Genomic DNA, 22,596 nt, shown 5'->3' on the forward strand with positions numbered 1-22,596 from the left:
CCAGCCTTGAGCCCGTCTGATCGCAGGTCTACTTCCCTCCCAGTTGCTCTTGGATGTGAGGGCGATGCGATCGAGCAAAGCTCGGGCGAAACAAGCCGCGAGGTCGTGAAGTCATGTCTGGCAAGATCGTAGGATGGGTAGAGCGAAGCGAAACCCATCGTCCTTCCGCGAGGAGGATGCGTGATGGGTTTCGCTTCGCTCTACCCATCCTACAAGCGCTGCGTGCCACAACCTCGATCTCGTAGGGTGGGCAAAGCGCAAGCGTGCCCACGTCCTGTTGCTGATGGAAGGAGATCGTGGGCACGGCGCAGTGCGCCTTTGCCCACCCTACGCCGCCGCTGGGATGTGCACTGGAGCATCGCAACGACAAACGTGGAGAGAACTCGTGCCACACGCCGCTCTCGTGCCCTGACATTGACGCGCCATGACTCGAACGGATCACACGTGCTGGCCGCCGTTGATGTGGATCTCGGCGCCGTTGACGTAGGAGCTGGTGTCCGTGCACAGCACGTAAATGATCTTGGCGACCTCGTCGGGCGTGCCGAGGCGGTGCATCGGGATCTGCTGTTCGACGATCTTCTCGGTGCCCGGCGACAGGATCGAGGTGTCGATCTCACCCGGCGCGATCGCATTCACGCGCACGCCGACGCGGCCGAAATCGGACGCCATCTCGCGCGTCAGCGCGGCGAGCGCGGCCTTCGAGGTGGCGTAGGCGGCGCCCGCGAAGGGGTGCACGCGCGAGCCGGCGATCGAGGTGACGTTCACGACCGAGCCCTTGGCTGCCTTCAATTCCTCGATCAGCCCGCGCGCGATCATGATCGGCGCGAAGAAGTTGACGTGGAAGACATGCGTCCAGGTGTCGAGATCGGTATCGACCGAGCCGAGCCGGGAGCCGCCCGGGCCCTTCGGCGAGATCGCGGCGTTGTTGACCAGCGCATGCAGCGTGCCGCCCTCGAGCCGGTCGCGGATCTCGGCGATCGCGCGCGCGGTGTCCTCGGGATTGCCGAGATCGACCTGGATGTGGTCCTCGGGCCCGGCGTCCCACGGGCAGTCCTCCGGGAAGGGATGCCGCGAGCAGGTGATGACGCGCCAGCCCGCCGACGAGAAGCGGATCACGGTGGCGTGGCCGATCCCGCGGCTGGCTCCAGTCAGGAGCAGCGTGCGGCGCGGCGCATTGGACGAATGCGGCATGGACATCTTTCAGGTCGGCCCAATCTTACGGATACATCCGCGTCTTGGACCACGGTTGGCCGGCCGCGTCACGGCGAAATTCGATGCGGTCATGCAAGCGGAACGGGCGGTCGTGCCAGAACTCGATCCGCGAGGGCGTGATGCGCCAGCCGCTCCAGCCCGGCGGCCGCGGCACTTCGCCGATGACGTGTCTGGCCGCGACCTTTGCGATGGCCTGCTCGAAGGCGAAGCGGCTCTCCAGCGCCTCGGACTGCTTGCTCGCCCAGGCCCCGATCTGCGCCTGCTTGGGCCGGGTGGCGAAATAGGCGTCGGCCTCAGTGTCGGTCACCGGCGTCACGTTGCCGCGGATGCGGACCTGACGGCGCAGCGACTTCCAGTGAAAAAGTAAAGCGGCCTTAGGATTTGCGGCGAGTTCGCGGCCCTTCTGGCTCGCGATGTGGCTGTAGAACACGAAACCCTCGGTATCGAAGCCTTTCATCAGCACCATGCGCACATCGGGCAGGCCGTCAGGGTCGACAGTTGCAAGCGCCATCGCGTTCGGGTCGTTCGGCTCACTCTTGATGGCTTCGTTCAGCCAAGCATCGAACAGCGCAAAGGGCTCGTCGGCGGCGGTGAAATCACCGGATGTTAAGGGTGTCTGGTGTTTCATCGAGGTCGTGTCGGTCATGTCTGGAGTCCGAGTTGCGTCCCGCGGCCCAAAACGCGTTGTTGTCCGCTACCGCCCTATATAGGGCATGGGGACGCGTTGGCCTATCGGCGATCCGGCCGTCCGGCGTTGCCCTGACGATCATTCTCATCGGGCTCGGCACCGGCGGCTGCAGCTTTTCCCGCGGCGACAAGAGTGCCTACGCCAAGGCCGACGACAGTGACCTGACCGGTTCGATTGCGACGCCGGCCAGGGACGCCCCGCCGACCGAGACCGATCTTGCCTTTGCCCGCAACGCCGCTTCCGACGTCCTCAGCAAGGGCGACAAGGATTCCAGCCAGCACTGGGAGAATCCGGACACCGGGGCACGCGGCTCGGTGACGCCGATCGCGCAATCCTATGCCGCTGAGGACGGCCGCAAATGCCGTGATTTCCTGGCGAGCTACGTCAACGGCAAGACCGAGAGCTGGCTCCAGGGCGCCGGCTGCCAAAGCAGCCGTGGCCGTTGGGAGATTCATACGCTAAAGCCGTGGCGGAGCTAGGATTCGTTCGCCTGACTAGTTGCAAAAATGCCACTCCGCCCCCACATGGATGGCAGGTGGGGCGGGGAGCCCTTTGAACAATTCGATTTCTTGAAGGAGACGTGACGGATGCGCGACCCCTATGAGGTCTTGGGGGTGCCGCGGAGCGCCAGCGCTGCCGCGATCAAGAGCGCCTATCGCAAGCTTGCCAAGAAGCATCATCCCGACAGCAACAAGGACGACCCGAAAGCCGCCGAGCGCTTCTCCGAGATCAACTCGGCGAACGAGATCGTCGGCGACGAGGACAAGCGCAAGCAGTTCGACCGCGGCGAGATCGACGCCGAGGGCAAGCCGCGCTTCCAGGGGTTTCCGGGCGGCGGCGGGCCGCGCGGCCGTGCCGGTCCCGGCGGGTTCGAAAGCTATTCGTTCCGCTCCGGCGGGGGCCCCGGCGCGGGCGGGGGCGCGTTCGAGGACATCCTCAACAGCATGTTCGGCGGCGGGATGCGCGGCGCGCGTCCCGGGGCCGGCGGTGCCGGGCAGTTCGAATTTGACACCGGCGGGGTCGGGCTCGATCTCGACGTCAACGTCGCCATGTCCGTCTCGCTGGAGGAATCGGTCGGAGGTGGCGAGAAGCGCGTCCGGCTGCCGACAGGCAAGGAGCTCAACGTCAAGATTCCGGCTGGCGTCACCGAGGGCCAGCAGATCCGGCTCCGGGGACAGGGCGAGAGCGCGCAGGGCCATCCGCCTGGCGACCTCCTGATCACCATCAACATCGCGCCGCACCCGTTCTTCAAGGTCGACGGTGCCGACCTCAGGATCGACCTGCCGGTCACGCTCTACGAGGCGGTGCTGGGCGGCAAGGTCCGCGTGCCCACCCTCGGCAATGCCGTCGAGCTTTCGGTCCCCAAAAACACCTCCAGCGGCCGGACCTTCCGCCTCAAGGGCAAAGGTCTGCCAAAATCTGGTGGAACCGGGGATCTCTTCGTCACCATCAGGATTATGCTACCGGATGGGAACGACGCCGAGCTTGAAGCATTGATGGAGAAGTGGCGGGACCAGCACCCCTACAATCCACGTAGCGGGCTTGGTTAGGCGTTCGAACTAAAGGGGTTCTCCTAAAGGCCTAGGGCATCGTCCGGGAGATGATGCCCATCATATGCCGGAGGCGTGGTAGCGCTTCATGCACTCGACGTGTCGGCTGTCCGGCGGGGCAGCCGATAAAAAGGTGCGGCCTCGAGAGGGGGACCAGCGCGGTACCAAAAACCCCAATCGAGGCCGCCCGCGTCGATCGGCGGATCGAACGCTACTCATAATCGCGTGATCACCCGGTGCGATAATGAGACGCGCCGATGTCTTGATTCCAAATTTTCAATGACGGAATCTAGGCACCGCGCCTTTTGAAGCACGCCCAAGCGAAGCTTGGGCTATGGCGGGTTGTCTAGGTACCGTTTTTCTCGGCCTGATCGTAGACGGCCTGCGCCACCTTGGTCAGCCGCTCGCGGTCGCCGCCGCCGCTGACGACGTAGCCGACGCCGCGCTCGGCCCAGAACAATGCGCCGTCCTTGTCCGTCCTGGCGTAGCGCATTTGCGTCGCACCATTCTCGGTCTTGGCGGTGTAGATCGTGTAGCGCTCGCCCGACGTGCCCTCATACATCAGGAACGAGGCCGGGCCGCTCGGGCCCGGCAAGAGCCGGCCCCCGACGAGCTTCAGCCCGCTCGCCTCCAAATTCGGCGCGAACACGGTCCAGCCGCAGCGCCGGGTCAGCCAGGCCTGCAGGTGGTCGCGCTCGTTGCCGCCGACCTCGACGGGGTGGCGGACCTCGACGACATAAAGGCGGTGGGCGTCGAGCGCGTCCGCCGTAAAGCTCTGGAAGGCCGAGGGCGCGCTGGCGGCGCCATGCGCGACCCAGCCAGCCGAGCCGCCGGCCACGAAAGCGACCAGCACGGCCGCGGCGGCGCCATAGAGCCATTGCCGCGGCCGGCGTTCCAGCCGCTCGAGCTCCAGCCGCGCCGGCACCGGCTCCTGGGCGATGGAATCGTAGCGCGCGTGCAGCATCTCCGCCATGGACCGCCAGGACTGCACCCGTTCGGCGTCCTCGGGGTGGGCGGCAAGCCAGGCCTCGACATCGGCGCGGCGCTCGGCCGGCAGCTCGCCGTCGACATAGGCGTGCAGTTCGTCCTCGGTCACTGGGATATTGCGGTCGTTCATATCGATCGTCTCTGGCTCTGTGGCCCTAAAAGTCGTTCAAAGCTCAACTTCGTTCGCTGCACCGGAAAGCTGCAGGCGAAACACACGCGATGCATCAACCCTGCCATCATTTCACCCGCCTGAGCGCCGGGCGCTCGCCCTCCAGCGAGGCCTTGACGTGGGCGCGGGCGCGGGCGAGGCGTGACATCACGGTGCCGATCGGCACGCCCTGGATGTCGGCGACCTCGCGGTAGCTCATGCCCTCCAGCATCACCAGCAGCAGCACCGAGCGCTGCTCCTCGACGAGCGTCGCCAGAGCCCTCTCGATGTCGCGCCCTTCGGCTTCGGTGCCGCTGGCATCCGGGTTGTTCTCCGTCAGTTGCATGAATTGCGGCCGCCTTGCCAGCGAGCGCCGCCGATTCTTGTTGAGATTGGTCAGGATCGTGTAGAGCCAGCTCCTGACGTCGCCTCCGAGAAACAAGCGCTCCGAACGCAGGGCCCGCACCAGCGTGTCTTGCACCAGATCGTCGGCCGCGTCCGCATCGCGCGTCAGCGCGCGGGCGTAGCGGCGCAACGCCGGGATCATGGCTTCCACACTCTGGCGAAACGCACTCATTGCGGTCTTGACGTCCTGATGTCGGGCGCGAGCGCCCATAGCGATCATAACACCCGAATGGAACGGCTATTCCGGCGCTCGAAACAGCGTTAACGCGGCGTATTAGGGCTGTACCGCAGGGGAGGGCTGGTGTACCTCCAGACCTTACCAAGAGTGCGACGGGACGTTCAAAAATGGCGCAGAATTCAGGTCTGATGCAAGGCAAGCGCGGCGTGATCCTCGGCCTTGCCAACAACCGCTCGATCGCCTGGGGCATCGCCAAGGCATGCCACGCCGCCGGCGCCGAGCTCGCCTTCACCTATCAGGGCGATGCGTTGAAGAAGCGCGTCGAACCGCTCGCCGCCGAGATCGGTGGTCTCGTGCTCGGCCATTGCGACGTCACCGATGCCGCGACCATCGACGCCGCGTTCGCGGTGCTGCAGGAGAAGTGGGGCAAGATCGACTTCCTGGTGCACGCGATCGCCTATGGCGAGCAGCTCGACGGCCGCTACGTCGACACCACGGCAGAGAACTTCTCCAAGTCGATGCTGATCTCCTGCTACTCGTTCACGGCGGTGGCGCAGCGCGCCGAGAAGCTGATGACGGACGGCGGCTCGTTGATCACGCTCTCCTATTACGGCGCCGAGAAGTGGATGCCGCATTACAACGTGATGGGCGTGGCCAAGGCGGCGCTCGAAGCCAGCGTGCGCTATCTCGCCGCCGATCTCGGCGAGAAGAACATCCGCGTCAACGCGATCTCGGCAGGTCCGATCAAGACGCTCGCGGCGTCCGGCATCGGCGACTTCCGCTATATCCTGAAGTGGAACGAGAACAATTCGCCGATGCGGCGCAACGTGTCGACCGAGGACGTCGGCGGCAGCGCGCTGTATCTCCTCTCCGACCTCTCGCGCGGCGTCACCGGCGAGGTGCATCACGTCGATTCCGGCTATCACGTGCTCGGCATGAAGCGCCCGGACGCGCCGGATATCTCGTTCGGCGGGAAGGACTAGCCTTCGAAACGCGATGCCCGTGCCCACGATCTACTATCTTCGCCACGGCGAGACCGAGTGGAACGCGCTCGGCAGGCTTCAGGGCACCAAGGACATTCCGTTGAATGCGCGCGGGCGCGGCCAGGCCGTACAGGCAGGCAGCATTCTCGCCGACCTGTTCAAGCGCGAGGGGCGCGACAAGGCTTCGTTGCCTTACGTGTCGAGCCCGCTCGGCCGTGCGCGCCAGACCATGGAACTCGCACGCGGCAAGCTCGAACTGCCGGTCGCCGACTATGGGCTCGATGATCGGCTGCGCGAAATCGGCTATGGCAGCTGGGAAGGGCTGACGCTGGCCGAGAGCGAGGCGACTGATCCCGACGTGTACGCCCGGCGCCTCGCCGACAAATGGACCGTGGGCCCCGCCGGCGGGGAGACCTATGCCGACGTCCAGGTCCGCGTGCGCGCCTGGTACGACCAGCTGCAGACCGACACCGTCGCGGTCGCCCATGGCGGGACATGCCGGGCCTTGATGGTTTCGCTCGGGCTGGAGACCCCGCTCAGCGCTGCCGAGCTCTATATCGAGCAGGGCGCGGTCTACGTGTTTCGCGACGGGCGGCTGGAGAAGTTCAGTTAGGGGCGAGGCATTGCCCCACCCTCCGCCGTCAAGCCCGGCCATGACGAGCTTGGCGGGCATTTGACCCTCTTTTCAGGGCGAGTTAAGTCAGCACTGACTTACGAGCCTGCGAGCAGCAATGTCCTTCAACACCTTCGGCCACATGTTCCGCGTCACCACCTTCGGCGAGAGCCATGGGGTGGCCATCGGCTGCGTGGTCGACGGCTGCCCGCCCATGATCCCGCTGACCGAGGCCGACATCCAGGGCGACCTCGACCGCCGCCGGCCCGGCCAGTCGCGCTTCACCACCCAGCGCCAGGAGCCGGATCAGGTCAAGATCCTGTCCGGCGTGATGGCGCATCCGGAGACCGGGGTGCAGGTGACGACGGGCACGCCGATCGGACTCCTGATCGAGAACACCGACCAGCGCTCCAAGGACTATTCCGAGATCAAGGACAAGTTTCGGCCCGGTCACGCCGACTTCACCTATGAGGCCAAATACGGCCTGCGCGACTATCGTGGCGGCGGCCGCTCCTCGGCGCGCGAGACCGCGACGCGGGTCGCCGCCGGCGCCATCGCGCGAAGGGTGCTGCCCGACGTGAAGGTGCGCGGCGCGCTGGTGCAGATCGGTCCGCACAAGATCGACCGCGCGAAGTGGGACTGGGACGAGATCGCCAAAAATCCGTTCTTCTGCCCGGACAAGGACAAGGCGGCATTTTTCGAAACCTATCTCGACGGCATCCGCAAGAGCGGCTCCTCGATCGGCGCGGTCATCGAGGTCGTTGCCGAAGGCGTGCCGGCGGGCCTTGGCGCGCCGATCTACGCCAAGCTCGATTCCGATCTGGCGGGTGCGATGATGACCATCAATGCCGTGAAGGGCGTCGAGATCGGCGCCGGCTTCGGCGCGGCGGAATTGACTGGCGAAGAGAACGCCGACGAGATGCGCACCGGCAATGACGGCACGCGCTTCCTGTCCAACCATGCCGGCGGCGTCCTTGGAGGCATTTCCACCGGACAGCCGATCGTGGTGCGCTTTGCGGTGAAACCGACCTCGTCGATCCTGCAGCCGCGCCTCACCGTCGACCGCCACGGCGCCGATACCGAGATCTTCACCAAGGGGCGCCACGACCCCTGCGTCGGCATCCGCGCCGTCCCGGTCGGCGAAGCCATGATGGCCTGCGTGCTGGCGGATCATTTCTTGCGCGACCGCGGGCAGGTGGGGCGCTAGCAAACGGTCTGCTTGTCGCGGTACTAGCCCACCGCCCAGCTTGACGATCCCGCAACTTCGTCCGCAAATGCGGGCATGCAAAACTCCGAGCTCCACCGTATCACCAACTGGCTGATCGACGGCGCGAGGTCGTCCGGAACTCCGGCCGAGATGATCGCCGACGTTTGCGAGCATCTGGTCGCGGCCGGCCTGCCGCTGTGGCGGTTCGGCATCTTCATCCGCACGCTGCATCCTGAAATCTTCGGCCGCAACTTCATCTGGCGGCAGGGCCAGGAGGTCGAGATCGGCACCGTCGATTTCGCGATCCTGGACACGCCCGAATTCGCCGCTAGCCCGCTCCGCATCGTCTTTGAGCAGGGAGTGGAAGTTCGCGGCCGCATCGGCGGTCACGACGGCGGGCGGTTTCCGATTCTCGACGATCTGCAGGCCGAAGGGGCGACCGACTATCTCGCGGTGCCCATGCCGTTTCTCGACGGCTCGGTCCACGCGACGAGCTGGGTGACACGGCATCCCGGCGGCTTCACCGACGATCATGTCGCAGCCATCCGCTCCATCGTGACGCCGCTGGCGCGCGTCAGCGAGATCATCAGCCTGCGCCGCACCGCCGAGATGCTGCTGGACACCTATGTCGGCAACCGCGCCGGCGCGCGCATCCTCGGCGGCCAGATCCGCCGCGGCCACAACGACACCATGCAGGCCGCGATCTGGCTGTCGGATCTGCGCGGCTTCACCGCGCTGTCGGACCGCCTGCCGCCTGAAACGGTCGTCCAGATCCTCAATCATTATTTCGACTGTCAGGTCACCGCGATCCGGGGCCATGGCGGCGAGGTCCTGAAGTTCATGGGTGACGGCCTGCTCGCGGTGTTCCCGATCGACGAATATGTGGGCGATGCCACCCATGTCTGCTCGCGCGTGCTGGAGGCCGCGCACGAATCCCGCGCCAGCGTCGAGGCGCTGGCCTTTCCGGTCGGCGACGTCGTCGAGCGCTTCCGCTTCGGCGTCGCGCTCCACGTCGGCAACATCCTCTACGGCAATATCGGCGGCGGCAACCGGCTCGACTTCACCTGCATCGGCCCCGCCGTCAATCTCGCGGCACGGCTCGAGAAGATCACGAGCCGCCTTGGGCGGACGGTCGTCGCCTCGGAAGGCTTTGCCAATGCCTGCCGCCACGATTGGCGCGAACTCGGCGAGTTTCCGATCGCCGGATTTTCCAAGGCGCAGCGGGTATATGGGCTCGGCGAAGAGACGCCGGTGGCGATGGCGTGACGCGGCGGCAGACGTGATCGTCCGCCGCCGCGCCGGCGCGCGTTAATAAGCCACCTTCATCGCCAGCGTCGCGATCACGATCATGATGGCACCGCCGACGCGGGTTGCGATCTGGGCGAAGGCCATCAGGCCCATGCGATCGGCTGCGCCGAGGATGGCGACGTCGCCGGTGCCGCCGAGCCCGGAATGACAGGCGGTCACGATCGCGGCCTCGACCGGATACATGTTCAGCCACCGGCCGACGAAAAAGCCGGAGGCGACCATCGCCAGCACCGTCGTGGTGCAGACCGCGATGTAGCCGGGATTGAACGAAGCCACGAGCTGCTGCCATGACACCAGCAACGTTCCCATCGCGACCAGGATCGCGAAGGTGAGGTTGGTCGACATGAACTTGTTGATCTGGTAGGCGCCGAGCTCCATCTCCGCCGGCAGCAGCTTTGTCAGCTTGAGCGCGACCGCGGCGATAATCATCAGGATCGGGCCGGGGATGCCGGTATGGGGCGCAAGCACCATGCCGAGCACGAACAGCACGCAGGACAGCACGATGCCCGCGCCCAGCAGGGCGAGGTCGATGGGCTGATCGGCTCGGGCGGGGCCGAGAATGTCGTTGTCGCCGGTCTTCACCAGCATGCCCTGACCGTTGAGGTCGCGGCGCTTTTCCCCCAGACGCGCGAGCAGCCCGGCTGCGACGATGGCGACGACGTTGCCGAGCAAGGCGGCGGGCACCATCTGCGCCACGAGCTCTGCTTGCGGCCGGTGCAGCATCTCCGAATAGGCGATCGACAGCGGCAGCACGCCTTCGGCAAGTCCGCCGCCGATGATCGGGATGATCACGAAGAAGAATGTCTCCTTCGGGCTATGGCCGAACAGCAGCCCGACGGTGATGCCCCCGGCGATCGCACTCAGCGTGCCGATCAGCAGCGGCACGAACATCCGGATGAAGCCTTGCACCAGGACGCGATGGGGCATGCCGAGGATCGAGCCTGCGACCAGACAGGCGATGAAGAAATACTGGAAATTGGCGGTGCGGAATGTCGTCGCGACCGCCTTGAGCGCCGGCTCCGGCATCAGCCCGTAAGCGACCAGCGCGGCCGGCACGAACAGGCACAGGATCGCGGTGCCGCCGATCCGGTTCAGCACCGGAACGGTCTGGCCGAGCTTGCCGAGCAGGAAGCCGATCAGCATCAGCACCGAGAGGCCGCCGATCACGTCGTTGGGAAGCTTGCCGGTGTAGATGGCAGCCGCGCAAACCAGTACGGCCGCAAGATAGACGGTGATCGGCAGCGGGCCGATCTTGAGCGCGGCGCGCGCAGACGACTGAGCGGCCTGCACCGTGTCGTCGAGTTTCATGGTGGTGTCGGTCAAGGAAGCCTCCCTCTGCTGTTTCGTTTTGATTGCCCCTGTGTTCGCTCAGAACCAGGGATTGTCCGCCCAGCGCCGCCTCTCGAAAGCGCCGATGTCGTCGGCAAAGACGAGCGTGGAGCTGATCGCGTCGCGTCCGGTGAGGAACGCTTCCTTCCGCGCGGGCTCGATCGGGAAGGGCACGGTGCCGCCGCCGTCGATGCGGATCAGCTGCTGTTCGAGGTCGATGCTGAGGCGGTTGCTCGCGGGGTTTGCGACGATGTCGGCGATCCCGCCGACGGTGGCTGCGTCGAGACTGATGGTCAGCAGGCCGTTATTGGCGCAATTGTCGCTGAAGATGCCGGCGAAGGTGGTGCCGATCAGGGCGCGGATGCCGAGCTGCTGGAGCCCCCAGACCGCATGCTCGCGGCTCGATCCGCAGCCGAAATTCGCGCCAACGACGAGAAAGCAGGTCTCGCGATAGCCGTCCCGGTTCAGGATGAAGTCGGGGTTCGGCCGGCCCGCATCGAAACGCAGCAGGTTGAAGGCGCCCTCGCCGAGGCCGCTGCGATCGACGCCCTTCAGAAACATCTTCGGCATGATCACGTCGGTGTCGATGTTGGGCGTCCTCATCGGCGCGGCAACGCCGGACACGCGGTGGAACGGCGTCATGGCGCGTCTCCTCCGAGCAGCTCGCGCACGTCGGTGATGCGGCCGGTGACGGCGGCGGCCGCGACCATTGCCGGGCTCATCAGATGCGTGCGCGCACCGGGGCCCTGACGTCCCTCGAAATTGCGATTGGTGGAGGAGGCCGAGCGCTGCCCGGGCGCGAGGATGTCGTCGTTCATTGCAAGGCACATCGAGCAGCCGGACTGCCGCCACTCCACGCCCGCATCGATCAGGATTTTTGCGATGCCTTCGGCCTCCGCCTGCGCGCGGACCTGCGTCGAGCCTGGCACGACGATCGCACGGACGCCCGAGGCGACGTGGCGGCCCCTGAAGATTTGCGCGGCGTCGCGCAGGTCTTCGATGCGCGAATTGGTGCAGGAGCCGATGAAGGCGAAGTCGATCGGCACCGACTGGATCGGCGTTCCCGGCGCGAGACCCATATAGGCGAGCGCCCGCGTGGCGGCCGTCTTGCGGTCCGCGGCCGGGTTGGTGTCGGGGTCCGGAATGAGATCGGTGACGGGGATCGCCTGGTCCGGGCTGGTGCCCCATGTCACCAGCGGGGCGACCTCGCCTGCGTCGATCGTCATCTCGCGGTCGAACCGAGCGTCCGCATCGGAACGAAGCTGCAACCACGCCGCTGTCGCGCGATCCCACATCTCGCCCTTGGGCGTGCGCGGGCGTCCCTTCAGATAGTCGAGCACCTTATGGTCGGGCGCGATGACGACACCGCGCGCGCCGGCCTCGACGATCATGATCGACATCACGATGCGTCCCTCGACGCTCATCTCCGCCACGGCGGGGCCTGCGAACTCCACCGCATAACCGGTGGCGCCGTCCGCGCCGATGCGACAGATGATCTCCATGACGACGTCCTTCGGCGTGACCCCGAGAGGCGGCGAGCCGGTCACGTTGATGCGCATCGTCTTCAGGCGGCGATAGCGGACGGTCGATGTGGCGAGATAGTGCTCGATGTCGGAGGTGCCGATGCCGTAGCCGAGCGCACCGAAGGCGCCATAGGCGGTGGTGTGGCTGTCGCCGGCGGCGATCACCATGCCGGGCATCACGAGGCCCTGCTCGGGCGCGACGACATGCTCGATGCCCTGGCGCGGATCGAGAATGTCGAAATATTCGATCCCGAAATCGCGGGCATTGTCGGCGAAATAGTCGACCTGCCGCGCCGCGTCGGCGTCCGGCATCTGCCGCGTGCGGCGGGCCGCGGTCGGATTGACGTGGTCGACGACCATGAGCGCCGCGGCGGGGTTGCGCACCTTCCGGCCGGTGGCGCGCAAGCCCGCAAAGGCCTGCGGGCTGGTGTATTCGTTCAGGACGGTGCGATCGACATAGAGCAGCACGAGCCCGTCGTCGTCGAGCCTGCGCACCACATGCGCGTCGATGAGCTTGTCGTAGAGCGTGCGCCCGGACATTCCGCCTCCATGGGAGTTCTGACTTTCCCCGACCGTGCAGGCGGCCCTTCTGGAAATCCAATGTCAGCTCATGATATGATTATGCAGAATTTGCATAAGCGAGGCGGGATCATGGAGATCAACTGGCTGCACGATTTCATCGCGGTGGCGGCGACGCGCAGCTTTTCACGCGCCGCAGAGCAGAGGAATTCGTCGCAGCCGGCGCTCAGCCGCCGGATCAAGGCGCTGGAGCTGTGGGCAGGCGCTGCGCTGTTCGAGCGCACGACGCATGCGGTGAGCCTCACGGCCGCGGGCGAGGCGTTCCGCCTCACCGCCGAGGACGTCATCCGCCGGCTTTCAGCGGGCCGTCTGGAGGCCCAGGAGCTGGCGCGGGGCTCGTCGGACGTACTCAAATTCGCATCGACCAACGCGCTGTCGCTGACCTTTTTCCCGGACTGGCTGCGCGGAATCGAGACCGAACTTTCCTTCGTGCCGAGCGTCCAGCTCGTCGCCAACCACATGGAGGCGTGCGAGCGCATGCTGCTGGCCGGCGAGGTGCATTTCCTCCTGTGCCACCATCATCCGGCCGTGGTCGCAGCGGTGACGACACCGCAATTCCGCTCGGCGCATGTCGGCGACGACCGTCTGATCCCGGCATCCGTGCCTGTCTCGAGATCGGGCAAGATCCCGCGCTTCAGGCTTCCCGGAACCGAGGCCGCGCCGACGCAATTCCTCAGCTTCCGGCCCGAGTCCGGGATGGGAAAGATCCTCGAAGCGGTCCGTTCGACCTCGCCGCTGAAGCCGCAACTGAAGCCGGCGTTCACGTCACATCTTGCAAAGCTTCTCGTCACCATGGTCCAGGCCGGCCGCGGCATGGCGTGGCTTCCGGAGAGCCTGATCGCCGACCAACTCGCATCGGGCGAGCTGGTGAGGGCCGGCGGACGGGAATGGGAGATTCCGATCGAGATCCACGTGTTTCGGCCGAGATCGCGGCTGACGCCTGCGGCGGAGGCATTCTGGAAACACGTTCAGGAGCATCCACCCGAACGCAGCCCGGGCAAGGCGGCGCGCGCCCGACGCGGCCGCTAGCGCCGCTACTCCTCGGGCTCTGTCGTGAACAGCAGCGGATAGCCCTTGGCGCGGCCGGCGTCGGTGGCGCGCGTCGCCTTGGTCTCGGCGACGTCCTTGGTGAACACGGCAACGACGCAGGCGCCGAGCTTGTGGGCGGTGATCATCACCTTGTAGGCCTGATCCTCGGTCATGCGGAACTCGGCCTTCAGGATCATGGTGACGAATTCGCGCGGCGTGTAGTCGTCGTTGATCAGGATGACCTTGTGCAGCTTCGGTCGCTCGACCTTGGTCCTGGTCCGCGTCTTCGGCTTGGTGACGGTGTCGTTCATTCCGCCTCCTGGACACGGTGGGCTGGGGTTGCTGCCGGAGCGATCAGCTCGCGGCTTTCTCACCATATTGCAGGACCTGCACCTTCTCCAAGGTGATCAGGCCGCTCGACATCATGCCATCCAGGATGGGCAGGAATGCGTTGATGTTGTCCTCACTGTCGACGATCTCGATCAGCAGCGGCAGATCCTCCGACAATCGCAGGATCTTGGAGGTGTGCAGCCGGCTCGACTTGCCGAAGCCCATCGGGCCGCGCAGCACGGTGGCGCCGGCGAGGTGTCGCTCGCGCGCCGTCATCACGATCGCTTCATAGAGCGGCTTGCCGTCGAAATGATCGCTCTCGCCGATGAAGATCCGGAGCGAAACTGCCTGATTGGGAATTTGCATGCTCAGCTCCTTGTCAAGCGATTGTAGCGGTTCGCCATCATATGGCCGATCCATACCGACACCAGCCAGCAGATCACGGATGCGGCGATGTAGGCGAGCGCGGTGTATTTCATGCCGCCGTGGAACAGGCGGAAGGTCTCGAGGCTGAAGGTCGAAAAGGTGGTGTAGCCGCCGCAGAAGCCGGTCATGACGAACTGCCGGTGCTCGGGCCGCGCCAGCATGCGGCCGTCGGGGCCGGTCAGCGTCGCGTAGAAGCCGATGATCAGCGAGCCCGTGGCGTTGATGAACAGCGTCGCGAAAGGAAAGCCCGGACCGGTGTCGAGCGCCAGCCCGACCAGATAGCGCGTCAGTCCGCCGACGACGCTGCCCGCGGCAACCCAGGCATACAGCATCGCAGTGCGCCAGCGCTCGGAGGAGGGAGAGTTCATCGCACGCTAGCCTCCAAGGCTGTCCGCAAGGAGGAAACCGCAACTGACGGCGGCAAGGCACAGCCCGACCGAGAACACGACATTGCCGAGCGCATGCATCGGCTCGCCGCTGCGCGCAAGCGTCAGCGTCTGCAGGCTGAACGAGGATACCGTGGTGTAGCAGCCGAGAAAGCCTGTTACCGCAAACAGCCACGGATTCGGCGTCGCGAAGATCGAGCCCGGATGGGTCGCCAGCGCGCCGAAAATGCCGATCAGGAAGGCGCCGGTGACGTTGATGGTCATGGTGCCCCACGGAAAGGTCTCGCCCAGCCGCCGCGCGATCGCACCGGAGACGAAGTAGCGTGCGCAGCCGCCGAGGACGCTGCCGATCATGATCGCGATTGCTCCGCTCAGCACGATGAACGGCCTCCCGTCATTGTTTGTCCTCCGTGGCCAGTCCATTGCCGACCGCGAGCAGCCCCAGCAGTGAAACCAGCGCGAAGCCGAGCCCTGCGAGGAACGTTCCGGCCGGACCATAGGCGTCCCACAACGCGCCCGCGATCACGCTCGCGGCCAGCAGGGCAAGGCCGGTGAACAGGTTGAAATAGCCGAATGCGGTGCCGCGCAGGCTGGGCGGTGCGGCGTCGGCAACGAGGGCCGAGAGCAGGCCTTGGGTCAGTCCCATATGCAGCCCCCACAGCACGACGCCGAGAGTAAGGCCCGCCAGACTCGGCAGCAGCGCGAGCGCGAGATCGGCCCCAGCGAGGAAAACGAGGCCCAGCGCGAGCAGGCCGGTCCGGTTGATGCGGTCCGAGAGCGCGCCGGCCGGATAGGCGGAGAGCGCGTAGACGATGTTCATCAGCACCAGCACCGCCGGCACCCACATCGCATTGAGCCCGATGTTCTGCGCGCGCAGGATCAAAAAGGCTTCGCTGAAGCGCGCGAGCGTGAAGACGACGCCGACGGCGACGACGCGCCAATAGACCGCGCCGAGCTGGCGCATCGCGGCGAGATTGAGCGGGTTCTTGGCAGGCTCCCGGCCCGGGTCCGGATCCGGCTCGCTCACCGCGAACGTGATCAGGCCGAAGGACAGGAAGGCCGGCAGCACGGCAAACCAGAAGACGAGGGCGAAATTGTCTGCCGTCCACCACATCAGGCCGATCGCCATCAGCGGCCCGACGAAGGCGCCGATGGTGTCGAGCGATTGCCGCAGGCCGAAGCTCGCGCCGCGCAGGCCGACGGGCGCGATATCGGCGATCAACGCATCGCGCGGCGCGCCGCGGATGCCCTTGCCGACGCGATCGACGAAGCGCGCCGCCACCAGCCATCCGACGCTGGGCGCAAGCGGGAACAGCGGCTTGGTGAAGGCGGCAAGGCCGTAGCCGAGGGCGGCGAGCAGCTTGCGCCGGCCGAGCCAGTCCGACAGCGCGCCGGAAAAGATCTTGGTGATCGAGGCCGTCGCTTCCGCCATGCCCTCGATGAAGCCGACGGTCAGCGTCGAAGCGCCGAGCACGGTGACGAGATAGACCGGCAGCAGCGCGTGGATCATCTCGGAGGAGACGTCCATCAGCATCGAGACGAAGCCGAGCACCCAGATCCCCCTAGGCAGCGCGCTACGTGCAGTGTTCGGTGTCGTCGTCGTCACGTCTTCGCCTTTAGTCACCAGACAACAAAAAACCCGCCACCGGCGGGTTTGTCCATGCTCCCGCCGAAGGCAGGGGCCCAATGATTGCCCCTCCTCAAGCAGGAGTCATCAGCCCACTACGGTCCAACATTCGGGTTCAAGGCCGCCGGGCGGTTATCGGGGGACTCCATCCCCATCTGTGCAGCCAACCTAGCACGGAAATCGGGCTGGACAAGTGGTGCGAGAGCTCTGTCCCGTGACGTGTCGCTCCCGCTTCGCGCATCGTGAGCCCGATCGTGCAAGCGAGTGGGCGTGTTCCGGCGGCGCGAGCGCGGCAATATGGCGGCAGCTTTGCGCAAAGCGCGTGCACTCCTAACCCGCAGATTCCTAACTCGAATGTGAAGCACAAGCGATCTTCGCGCTTTGCGGCAAGGCGATTGCATGTCACCATCACGTCATACGACGGGAGGCTGCGATGCGCTTGCTGTTCTCGATCGGGGCTGTACTGGTTGCCGGCGTGTTTGCCGGAGGGGACGTCGCGGGCATCGCGGCACCGGGGCCGAAATTCGAGCCGCCCAAAACGCAACCGCAGCGGCTTGCGGCCGACAGAGATGCGCAGACGGTCGACGTCGAGCTGATCCTCGCGGTCGACGTGTCCTATTCCATGGACATGGACGAGCTCGCGATCCAGCGCGAAGGCTATGCGCAGGCGATCCAGTCGAAGGAGTTTCTCCAGGCGCTGAAGCTCGGCCCGAACGGCCGGATCGCGGTGACCTACTTCGAGTGGGCCGCCTCGAGCGACCAGAAGATCATCATTCCCTGGCGGCTGGTCGACGGCCCCGAGACGGCCGATGCCGTCGCCGCCGAGATCATGAAGACGCCGATCCGGCGCGCCTCGCGCACCTCGATCTCCGGCGCGATCATGTTCGCGATGCCGCTATTCGACGAGGATCCCTACCGGGGCCTGCGCCGCGTCATCGACATTTCCGGCGACGGCCCCAACAACAATGGCGGCCCGGTCACGGTGGCGCGCGATGCCGCGCTGGAGAAGGGCATCGTCATCAACGGCCTGCCGATCATGGTCAAGGAGCCGTCCTACTCGACCATGGATATCGACAATCTCGATCTCTATTACGAGGACTGCGTCGTCGGAGGTCCCGGATCGTTCGTCATCACGATCAAGGACCGCGACAAGTTCAAGGAGGCGATCCGCACCAAGCTGCTGATGGAGGTGGCCGGCCGCACGCCCGAGCGTCCGGTGATGCGTGTCGCCGACAAGGAGCCACGCGTCAACTGCCTGATCGGCGAGAAGATCTGGTCGGATCGCTGGGGGCGCTGAGCGGCCTGAAGCGCCGACCTTGGTTGCTACCGTTTCTCGTGACGTCGATCGCAATGATGCGCAAGGTCGCAGTCGGCTTTGTGGCGGATTAGCCACAAACCGGGCGAGCCGCGTTCAAGCCGGTTCCAACTCGATTGCCGGCCGTTGCAAAGCAACCTAAGAGTTGAGTGTTGGTTTCTCTTCGTTTCCCATCCCGCACACGCAATTGCCGCATCATTGCCTGCACACATCGCTTCGAAAATTGGCGCCGTAGCCACCCGCTGCGTGGCGATCGCCGCCGCCTGCGCTTCCGTCTCGATGCTGCTGACGGCACGGGCCGAAGCCGCATGCACGCCCGCGGCCGGAAACGACGTGTCGGCCGTCTGCACCGGCGCGACCGCGGGCGGCTACGGCGGTGCCGGTTTCACCAATCTGAACGTCACCGTGGACATCGGCGCCACGGTCACGGCGGGGGCTGCGAGCATCACGTTCAATACCGGGAGCCTGCTCAATCGCGGCACGGTCAGCGGCGTCACGTCGGGCGTTCTCGGCGCCACGGCCACGATCACCAATTCCGCCCTGATCTTCGCGAGCGGGGGCACCGCTATCGATCTCAGCGGCAGCCTGACGTTGACCAATTCCGGATCGGTGCAAGGCAGCCAGAACGGTGTTCGCGCGGCAACTGCGACCATCGCCAATTCCAGCCTGATCGTCGGCACGTCCGGCCAGGCGATCAGCCTGAGCGGCTTTGGCGACATCACCAACAGCGGCAACATTTCCGGCAATTACGGTATTGTCTCGTTTGCCACCGTCAAGCTCACGAACAGCGGATTGGTGTACGGCGACAATGCCGCCTTGGCGGCGAACGGCGCGACGATCGACAATAGCGGTACGATCCTGTCCGGCGGCACCGCCGTCGATTCCGCAGGCGCAACGATCGCCAATCGCGGCACGATCAGCGGCGCCAGCATCGGCATCGCCACTTCCGGCTTCACCTTGAACCTCGACAATTCCGGAAGCGTTTCGGGCCAGTTCGGCATCTTCACCAACGTCGGCAACATCGTCAATTCGGGCACGATCAGCGGCACCGGCGGCACCGCCATCGAGGCATTCGTCAACCTCGCGCTGGTCAATTCGGGCGTGATCAGCGGACAGACGACGGCGATCGTCGCGCCGACCGCCACCATCACCAATTCGGGCTCGATCGCCGCAGCCGCGGCGGCGGCGATCGATGTCACGGCCCTCACTTTGGCCAATTCCGGATCCGTCAGCGGCGTGACGTCAGGTGTTCACGGTGCCACGGCCAGCATCGCCAATTCCGGCTCCATCACCGCCAGCGGCGGCGCTGGCATCGATCTCAGCGGCAGCCTGATGCTGACCAATTCAGGCTTGGTGCGCGGCACTTCCGACGGCCTCAATGCCGCGAGCGCGACCATCGTCAACTCCGGCTCGATCGTCGGGAATTCGCGGGCCATCAACCTAGCCGGCGCCGGCGACATCACCAACAGCGGCAGCATTTCCGGCGGCTCCTACGGCATCGCCTCGTTCTCCAGCGTCAGGCTCGTCAATAGCGGCACCCTGTTCGGAGGCCTCTCCGCACTCTCGGTGAACTCGGCCACCATCGACAATTCCGGTACGATCCTCTCCAACTCGGTTGCGATCGATGCGGGGGGCGCCGCGATCAACAATTCCGGAACGATCGCGGGACGAGCCATTGCGATCACCGCCAACGATCTTACGCTCCTCAACACGGGCACGGTGTCCGTCAGCAATCCCGGCGCTTCAGCGATCTATGCGTTGAGGGCCGACATCAGTAATGCCGGCCTGATAGCGGCGGCGGACACCAGCAGCCTGGCGATTTCCCTGAGCTCTGCAGCGGATACGCTCACATCGTTCGCCGGCTCCCGGATCATCGGCCGCATCGATCTCGGCGGCGGCGCCGATCGGGTGGATTTCCGCGGTGGCAATTTCAACTATACGTTCAACTCGCTCGCGGGCGTGACCGTCAACTCGGCCGTGCCTTACATCGTGCAGGGATCGCGGGTCGTCACGGTCGATCCCACGCCGTTCGCGGCGACCAACCGCAACATCCTGGCGTTTTCCTCGGCAGTGACGTCGGCGCTGCCGCTGGCGGAGCCACCTCCGCCCGCCGTGGGGCCGGCGATGAGCTACGCCACGACGGTCAGATCTGCGCAGGCCGCGCGCGAGGCCTTCGCCGCGGTGATGACGCCGCAGGGGCCGACCGCCGTCTACGGCGGCGGGGTGACCCTGTGGGCGCGCGGCTTCGCCGGCGAGCGCGATCAATCGGCGACGGGTCCGCTGCTCCACACCGTCAATCGCTTCCAGGGCGGTTTCATCGGCGGAGACTGGCAGGCCAATCCGTTCTTTCGTTTCGGCGCATTCGTCGGCGCGGGCGCTATGCGGAGCACGGAAGATCTCAATCTCAATAGCGTCAGCTCGGATGTCGCGTTCGGCGGCGCCTTCGTCCGTGGCACGTTCGGTGACACCTTTCTCGACATGATGATCCAACTCGGCCGCCTGTCAGGACATAGCTCCCGCTTGGTCAGCAACAATCTGGCGCCCACCGGAATCGAGACCGCCCTGGGCGACTACGCCGGCCTTTACGCGATCCCCGAACTCGGGCTCGGGCGTCACATCGAGCTGGGCGAGATGGGTGGCACGATGTGGCGGCTAACCCCGGTGGGACGCATCCGCTATCTCGCCGGCAACCTCGGCGGCTACAACGAGAGCGGTTCGACGTCGGACCTGACGGTAGGCGAACGCCGGCTGTCGGAGCTCGAGGAGCGCGCTGAGCTGAAATTGTCGGGAACGCTCCGTAGCGCCGATTTTGCGGTGATTACCGGAAACCTCCGTGTTGGCGCGCTCGGCGCGCAACGTATGGGCGGTGCGGCGGTGAACGCCACGCTGCTTGGCCAGGCCATTCCGTTCGCAATGCCGGGCGCAGGCACGATCTGGGGTGTTCTGGGTGGGGGCGGCCTCGAACTCAGCCGCGGCGCGGCCAGCTTCTTCGTTTCCGGCGACTACCTGAAGGCGTCGGATTCGAGCGTGGTGTATGGCGGGCGCGGCGGGATGAGGCTCGCCTTCTAGAACACCGGTTGGGCCTACCCGAGATGAGATCATTTGCCTCACCGCAGCCGGCAGTTGAAATTAATCGATCGTTAACCGGCGTGGGTCCCTAATCGCGTGGTTTCTGTTCGTTTCCGTTCGGCATCCTGACATTGCCGAGGCGGACGAAAGCGGGTTTGTCAGGCCCGTCCCCGAGCAATCCAATGGCCATCGTCACATCGAGCACCAGTCAGATTTCGCCAGCCAACGAGCGCCTGTATCACCAGAGCGCTCTGATCGGCGACTGGAAGGGCAATTGGGTGGGCAACGGCAACCAACCCGTCGGCTTCAAGGTCGTGAACATCCGCGGTGCCCGGGCGCAGGTCGAATACACTCATAACGGGCACACCGAGCGCGGCTTTGCCGAGGTCCAGGGCACGCTCATTACCTTCGGCGGGGTCACGGTCGGCACCAAGGACGGCAAGAACATGGTGATGCTGTTCTCCTTCGGCGGCGCCGGCAAGCAGACCGCGAACCTGGAGAAGCAGGACCCGCCGGCCTCCGACAGCCGTCTCATGGGAAGCTGGGGCGGCTATTCCAGCGACAACGGCAAGAGCGCGAGCTTCAAGGTGCTGTCCGTGAACGGCAAGGAAGCCCAGGTCAGTGTCACCACCGATGGCGTCACCCGTCAGGGCACCGGTTACGTCTACAAGAACGTCATCATGTTCGGCCAGGCGCAGATCGCGACCGATGACGGGCAGAACGGCAAGATCATCTACCAGGTCGGCACCAAATCCTTCGTGGTGCCGGTGACGAAATATCCGCCCGCGGATTCATCGTCCTCGGTGGACAGGACCGCATAGCTCTCACGGCTGCGTCTTGCCGCCTTGCGTCAATGCTTTCAACTGCCGGTCGAGCTGTCGCATAATCGCGCAGGCCTGTGCGAAACCGCCTGCACCGATCAATCGCCAGACTTCATCGGATTGCTCCACAAGATCTGGGATCGTCAGCGGCAAGCCGGCGGCCTCCTGCAGCGCTCCCTTCTCGTTGATCAGGTAGCGCTCGTTCAGCGCGAACAGCACCTGCGCGACGCAGGCAAGCGATCTGTAGAGGCATCCCGCCACATGGGTCCGCTCGTTACGTGGGGCCGCGAGTTCGGCATTTTCGATGCTGAACAGGACTTCCCATTGGAAGCGTCGGATCAGGACGATACGCAGAGTCTCCGGATAGGGAAGTGCGATCGATTTGAGCCGGGCGATCATTCCGTTCGGATCATGCAGCGGCTGACAATATGCGATCTCGCCCATCCATATAGTTGAGCAGAAGCCATGAGGATGGCCGGGTTGGTAGGTCATGAGAACCTGACCGTCCCTGCAGGCCGACATGACCCGCTCGACATCATCGACGTTACGGTACAGCAGGTCGACCTTTCGTCCCTCGATCGAAAGCCAGGCTCCGCCCACAATCCACGATCCCCATTCGTTGATTCTGGTCACAATCGCGGCGTCGGGATCGTCGGCGATGCTCTTCACCACTGTCAGCAGTCGATCCGTGTCGAACCGAGCGGCGGAGCGGTACAGCCCGATGTCATAGTCGGAGGAGGAATGCGCAGTGCCGCGTGCGCGTGAGCCGCCGAGCACCACGGCCTGGACGCCAGGTACCGCGGCAAGAACGGGTGTGAGGCGGGTGAGCAACGGATCGTGCGACATAGGGCGCGGTTCCCCAAAAGACCTGCGGGCGTGAGGA

The 22,596-nt window shown here is 65.4% G+C and carries 23 protein-coding genes and 1 riboswitch; of the genes, 10 read left to right on the forward strand and 13 right to left on the reverse strand.

The window, feature by feature from the left end:
* Positions 1 to 438 precede the first annotated feature (438 nt).
* Both Q0743_RS06040 and pdxH read right to left on the reverse strand, forming a co-directional pair.
* The gene (locus tag Q0743_RS06040; protein ID WP_298240664.1) at positions 439 to 1,191 is read right to left on the reverse strand and encodes an SDR family NAD(P)-dependent oxidoreductase; all 753 of its coding nucleotides are present in this window, start codon (positions 1,189 to 1,191) and stop codon (positions 439 to 441) included.
* A gap of 25 nt (positions 1,192 to 1,216) precedes the next feature.
* The gene (gene pdxH / locus Q0743_RS06045; RefSeq protein ID WP_298240665.1) at positions 1,217 to 1,858 is read right to left on the reverse strand and encodes a pyridoxamine 5'-phosphate oxidase; all 642 of its coding nucleotides are present in this window, start codon (positions 1,856 to 1,858) and stop codon (positions 1,217 to 1,219) included.
* Here pdxH and Q0743_RS06050 point away from each other — a divergent pair.
* Together Q0743_RS06050 and Q0743_RS06055 are read left to right on the forward strand one after the other, a co-directional pair.
* The gene (locus Q0743_RS06050; RefSeq protein ID WP_367184851.1) at positions 1,816 to 2,379 is read left to right on the forward strand and encodes an RT0821/Lpp0805 family surface protein; all 564 of its coding nucleotides are present in this window, start codon (positions 1,816 to 1,818) and stop codon (positions 2,377 to 2,379) included. The two genes, pdxH and Q0743_RS06050, sit on opposite strands and share 43 nt — an antisense overlap.
* Before the next feature lie 108 nt (positions 2,380 to 2,487).
* Positions 2,488 to 3,450 (forward strand): DnaJ C-terminal domain-containing protein, encoded by a 963-nt coding sequence (locus Q0743_RS06055; protein ID WP_298240667.1) that lies wholly within the window; start codon positions 2,488 to 2,490, stop codon positions 3,448 to 3,450.
* A gap of 346 nt (positions 3,451 to 3,796) precedes the next feature.
* On the opposite strand, the gene Q0743_RS06060 is transcribed toward Q0743_RS06055, so the two are convergent.
* Together Q0743_RS06060 and Q0743_RS06065 are read right to left on the reverse strand one after the other, a co-directional pair.
* Positions 3,797 to 4,567, reverse strand: coding sequence for an anti-sigma factor (locus Q0743_RS06060; RefSeq protein ID WP_298240668.1), 771 nt, complete (start codon positions 4,565 to 4,567; stop codon positions 3,797 to 3,799).
* Between the two features lie 106 nt (positions 4,568 to 4,673).
* Positions 4,674 to 5,162, reverse strand: a complete 489-nt coding sequence (locus Q0743_RS06065) for a sigma-70 family RNA polymerase sigma factor (protein ID WP_097659779.1) — start codon at positions 5,160 to 5,162, stop codon at positions 4,674 to 4,676.
* A 173-nt stretch (positions 5,163 to 5,335) separates the two neighbouring features.
* On the opposite strand from Q0743_RS06065, the gene fabI reads away from it, so the two are divergent.
* The 4 genes from fabI to Q0743_RS06085 all read left to right on the forward strand — a co-directional run bounded on the left by fabI (position 5,336) and on the right by Q0743_RS06085 (position 9,237).
* Positions 5,336 to 6,151, forward strand: coding sequence for an enoyl-ACP reductase FabI (gene fabI / locus Q0743_RS06070; protein ID WP_298240669.1), 816 nt, complete (start codon positions 5,336 to 5,338; stop codon positions 6,149 to 6,151).
* Positions 6,152 to 6,164: 13 nt separating this feature from the next.
* Entirely contained in the window at positions 6,165 to 6,764 is a 600-nt protein-coding gene (locus Q0743_RS06075; protein ID WP_298240670.1) for a histidine phosphatase family protein, read from the forward strand.
* Between the two features lie 118 nt (positions 6,765 to 6,882).
* Positions 6,883 to 7,971: a chorismate synthase gene (aroC, locus tag Q0743_RS06080; protein WP_298240671.1), complete on the forward strand. Its 1,089-nt coding sequence runs from the start codon at positions 6,883 to 6,885 to the stop codon at positions 7,969 to 7,971.
* Between the two features lie 75 nt (positions 7,972 to 8,046).
* Positions 8,047 to 9,237, forward strand: coding sequence for an adenylate/guanylate cyclase domain-containing protein (locus Q0743_RS06085; protein WP_298240672.1), 1,191 nt, complete (start codon positions 8,047 to 8,049; stop codon positions 9,235 to 9,237).
* A 42-nt stretch (positions 9,238 to 9,279) separates the two neighbouring features.
* Here the strand turns inward: Q0743_RS06085 and Q0743_RS06090 are convergent, their stop codons facing one another.
* The 3 genes from Q0743_RS06090 to leuC are packed head-to-tail and all read right to left on the reverse strand — an operon-like array spanning position 9,280 to position 12,671.
* Positions 9,280 to 10,602 (reverse strand): 2-hydroxycarboxylate transporter family protein, encoded by a 1,323-nt coding sequence (locus tag Q0743_RS06090; RefSeq protein WP_298240673.1) that lies wholly within the window; start codon positions 10,600 to 10,602, stop codon positions 9,280 to 9,282.
* Positions 10,603 to 10,647: 45 nt separating this feature from the next.
* Positions 10,648 to 11,250, reverse strand: coding sequence for a 3-isopropylmalate dehydratase small subunit (gene leuD, locus Q0743_RS06095; protein WP_298240674.1), 603 nt, complete (start codon positions 11,248 to 11,250; stop codon positions 10,648 to 10,650).
* Positions 11,247 to 12,671, reverse strand: coding sequence for a 3-isopropylmalate dehydratase large subunit (leuC, locus tag Q0743_RS06100; protein WP_298240675.1), 1,425 nt, complete (start codon positions 12,669 to 12,671; stop codon positions 11,247 to 11,249). The genes leuD and leuC overlap by 4 nt, the downstream gene beginning before the upstream one ends.
* Before the next feature lie 81 nt (positions 12,672 to 12,752).
* On the opposite strand from leuC, the gene Q0743_RS06105 reads away from it, so the two are divergent.
* Positions 12,753 to 13,739 carry a LysR substrate-binding domain-containing protein gene (locus Q0743_RS06105; protein WP_298240676.1) on the forward strand — a complete coding sequence of 329 codons (987 nt, stop codon included), beginning with the start codon at positions 12,753 to 12,755 and terminating at the stop codon, positions 13,737 to 13,739.
* 5 nt (positions 13,740 to 13,744) lie between these two features.
* Here Q0743_RS06105 and clpS read toward each other — a convergent pair whose 3' ends face one another.
* The 5 genes from clpS to Q0743_RS06130 are packed head-to-tail and all read right to left on the reverse strand — an operon-like array spanning position 13,745 to position 16,487.
* A complete protein-coding gene (gene clpS / locus Q0743_RS06110) occupies positions 13,745 to 14,050 on the reverse strand; it encodes an ATP-dependent Clp protease adapter ClpS (RefSeq protein ID WP_298240677.1) in 306 nt (101 codons plus the stop codon).
* Between the two features lie 43 nt (positions 14,051 to 14,093).
* Positions 14,094 to 14,435 (reverse strand): DUF190 domain-containing protein, encoded by a 342-nt coding sequence (locus Q0743_RS06115; protein ID WP_100179236.1) that lies wholly within the window; start codon positions 14,433 to 14,435, stop codon positions 14,094 to 14,096.
* Positions 14,436 to 14,437: 2 nt separating this feature from the next.
* Positions 14,438 to 14,863: a fluoride efflux transporter CrcB gene (gene crcB / locus Q0743_RS06120; protein WP_298240678.1), complete on the reverse strand. Its 426-nt coding sequence runs from the start codon at positions 14,861 to 14,863 to the stop codon at positions 14,438 to 14,440.
* A gap of 6 nt (positions 14,864 to 14,869) precedes the next feature.
* On the reverse strand, positions 14,870 to 15,304 hold the full coding sequence (gene crcB, locus Q0743_RS06125; protein ID WP_298240679.1) for a fluoride efflux transporter CrcB: 435 nt from the start codon (positions 15,302 to 15,304) through the stop codon (positions 14,870 to 14,872).
* Positions 15,276 to 16,487, reverse strand: coding sequence for an MFS transporter (locus Q0743_RS06130; protein ID WP_298240680.1), 1,212 nt, complete (start codon positions 16,485 to 16,487; stop codon positions 15,276 to 15,278). Before Q0743_RS06130 ends, crcB (Q0743_RS06125) begins: the two co-directional genes overlap by 29 nt.
* A gap of 92 nt (positions 16,488 to 16,579) precedes the next feature.
* A riboswitch (Fluoride riboswitch) is annotated at positions 16,580 to 16,670 on the reverse strand.
* A gap of 271 nt (positions 16,671 to 16,941) precedes the next feature.
* Here Q0743_RS06130 and Q0743_RS06135 point away from each other — a divergent pair.
* The 3 genes from Q0743_RS06135 to Q0743_RS06145 all read left to right on the forward strand — a co-directional run bounded on the left by Q0743_RS06135 (position 16,942) and on the right by Q0743_RS06145 (position 21,713).
* On the forward strand, positions 16,942 to 17,805 hold the full coding sequence (locus Q0743_RS06135; protein ID WP_298240681.1) for a DUF1194 domain-containing protein: 864 nt from the start codon (positions 16,942 to 16,944) through the stop codon (positions 17,803 to 17,805).
* Between the two features lie 264 nt (positions 17,806 to 18,069).
* A complete protein-coding gene (locus Q0743_RS06140) occupies positions 18,070 to 20,892 on the forward strand; it encodes an autotransporter domain-containing protein (protein ID WP_298240682.1) in 2,823 nt (940 codons plus the stop codon).
* A gap of 182 nt (positions 20,893 to 21,074) precedes the next feature.
* Complete coding sequence (locus tag Q0743_RS06145; RefSeq protein WP_298240683.1) at positions 21,075 to 21,713, forward strand: hypothetical protein; 639 nt, start codon at positions 21,075 to 21,077, stop codon at positions 21,711 to 21,713.
* 3 nt (positions 21,714 to 21,716) lie between these two features.
* Here the strand turns inward: Q0743_RS06145 and Q0743_RS06150 are convergent, their stop codons facing one another.
* Positions 21,717 to 22,559: a nucleotidyltransferase domain-containing protein gene (locus Q0743_RS06150; RefSeq protein WP_298240684.1), complete on the reverse strand. Its 843-nt coding sequence runs from the start codon at positions 22,557 to 22,559 to the stop codon at positions 21,717 to 21,719.
* Between the last annotated feature and the right edge of the window lie 37 nt (positions 22,560 to 22,596).

The sequence above is a fragment of the uncultured Bradyrhizobium sp. genome (assembly GCF_936943645.1).
In the GTDB taxonomy this organism is placed as follows: Bacteria; Pseudomonadota; Alphaproteobacteria; order Rhizobiales; family Xanthobacteraceae; genus Bradyrhizobium.

Bases quoted from the DNA above. Each gene is read 5' to 3' on its own strand.
- Q0743_RS06040 (WP_298240664.1), bottom strand. From the start codon at position 1,191: ATGCCGCATTCGTCCAATGCGCCGCGCCGCACGCTGCTCCTGACTGGA.
- Q0743_RS06050 (WP_367184851.1), top strand. From the start codon at position 1,816: ATGTTAAGGGTGTCTGGTGTTTCATCGAGGTCGTGTCGGTCATGTCTG.
- pdxH (WP_298240665.1), bottom strand. From the start codon at position 1,858: ATGACCGACACGACCTCGATGAAACACCAGACACCCTTAACATCCGGT.
- Q0743_RS06055 (WP_298240667.1), top strand. From the start codon at position 2,488: ATGCGCGACCCCTATGAGGTCTTGGGGGTGCCGCGGAGCGCCAGCGCT.
- Q0743_RS06060 (WP_298240668.1), bottom strand. From the start codon at position 4,567: ATGAACGACCGCAATATCCCAGTGACCGAGGACGAACTGCACGCCTAT.
- Q0743_RS06065 (WP_097659779.1), bottom strand. From the start codon at position 5,162: ATGAGTGCGTTTCGCCAGAGTGTGGAAGCCATGATCCCGGCGTTGCGC.
- fabI (WP_298240669.1), top strand. From the start codon at position 5,336: ATGGCGCAGAATTCAGGTCTGATGCAAGGCAAGCGCGGCGTGATCCTC.
- Q0743_RS06075 (WP_298240670.1), top strand. From the start codon at position 6,165: ATGCCCGTGCCCACGATCTACTATCTTCGCCACGGCGAGACCGAGTGG.
- aroC (WP_298240671.1), top strand. From the start codon at position 6,883: ATGTCCTTCAACACCTTCGGCCACATGTTCCGCGTCACCACCTTCGGC.
- Q0743_RS06085 (WP_298240672.1), top strand. From the start codon at position 8,047: ATGCAAAACTCCGAGCTCCACCGTATCACCAACTGGCTGATCGACGGC.
- leuD (WP_298240674.1), bottom strand. From the start codon at position 11,250: ATGACGCCGTTCCACCGCGTGTCCGGCGTTGCCGCGCCGATGAGGACG.
- leuC (WP_298240675.1), bottom strand. From the start codon at position 12,671: ATGTCCGGGCGCACGCTCTACGACAAGCTCATCGACGCGCATGTGGTG.
- Q0743_RS06105 (WP_298240676.1), top strand. From the start codon at position 12,753: ATGCAGAATTTGCATAAGCGAGGCGGGATCATGGAGATCAACTGGCTG.
- clpS (WP_298240677.1), bottom strand. From the start codon at position 14,050: ATGAACGACACCGTCACCAAGCCGAAGACGCGGACCAGGACCAAGGTC.
- Q0743_RS06115 (WP_100179236.1), bottom strand. From the start codon at position 14,435: ATGCAAATTCCCAATCAGGCAGTTTCGCTCCGGATCTTCATCGGCGAG.
- crcB (WP_298240678.1), bottom strand. From the start codon at position 14,863: ATGAACTCTCCCTCCTCCGAGCGCTGGCGCACTGCGATGCTGTATGCC.
- crcB (WP_298240679.1), bottom strand. From the start codon at position 15,304: ATGGACTGGCCACGGAGGACAAACAATGACGGGAGGCCGTTCATCGTG.
- Q0743_RS06135 (WP_298240681.1), top strand. From the start codon at position 16,942: ATGCGCTTGCTGTTCTCGATCGGGGCTGTACTGGTTGCCGGCGTGTTT.
- Q0743_RS06145 (WP_298240683.1), top strand. From the start codon at position 21,075: ATGGCCATCGTCACATCGAGCACCAGTCAGATTTCGCCAGCCAACGAG.
- Q0743_RS06150 (WP_298240684.1), bottom strand. From the start codon at position 22,559: ATGTCGCACGATCCGTTGCTCACCCGCCTCACACCCGTTCTTGCCGCG.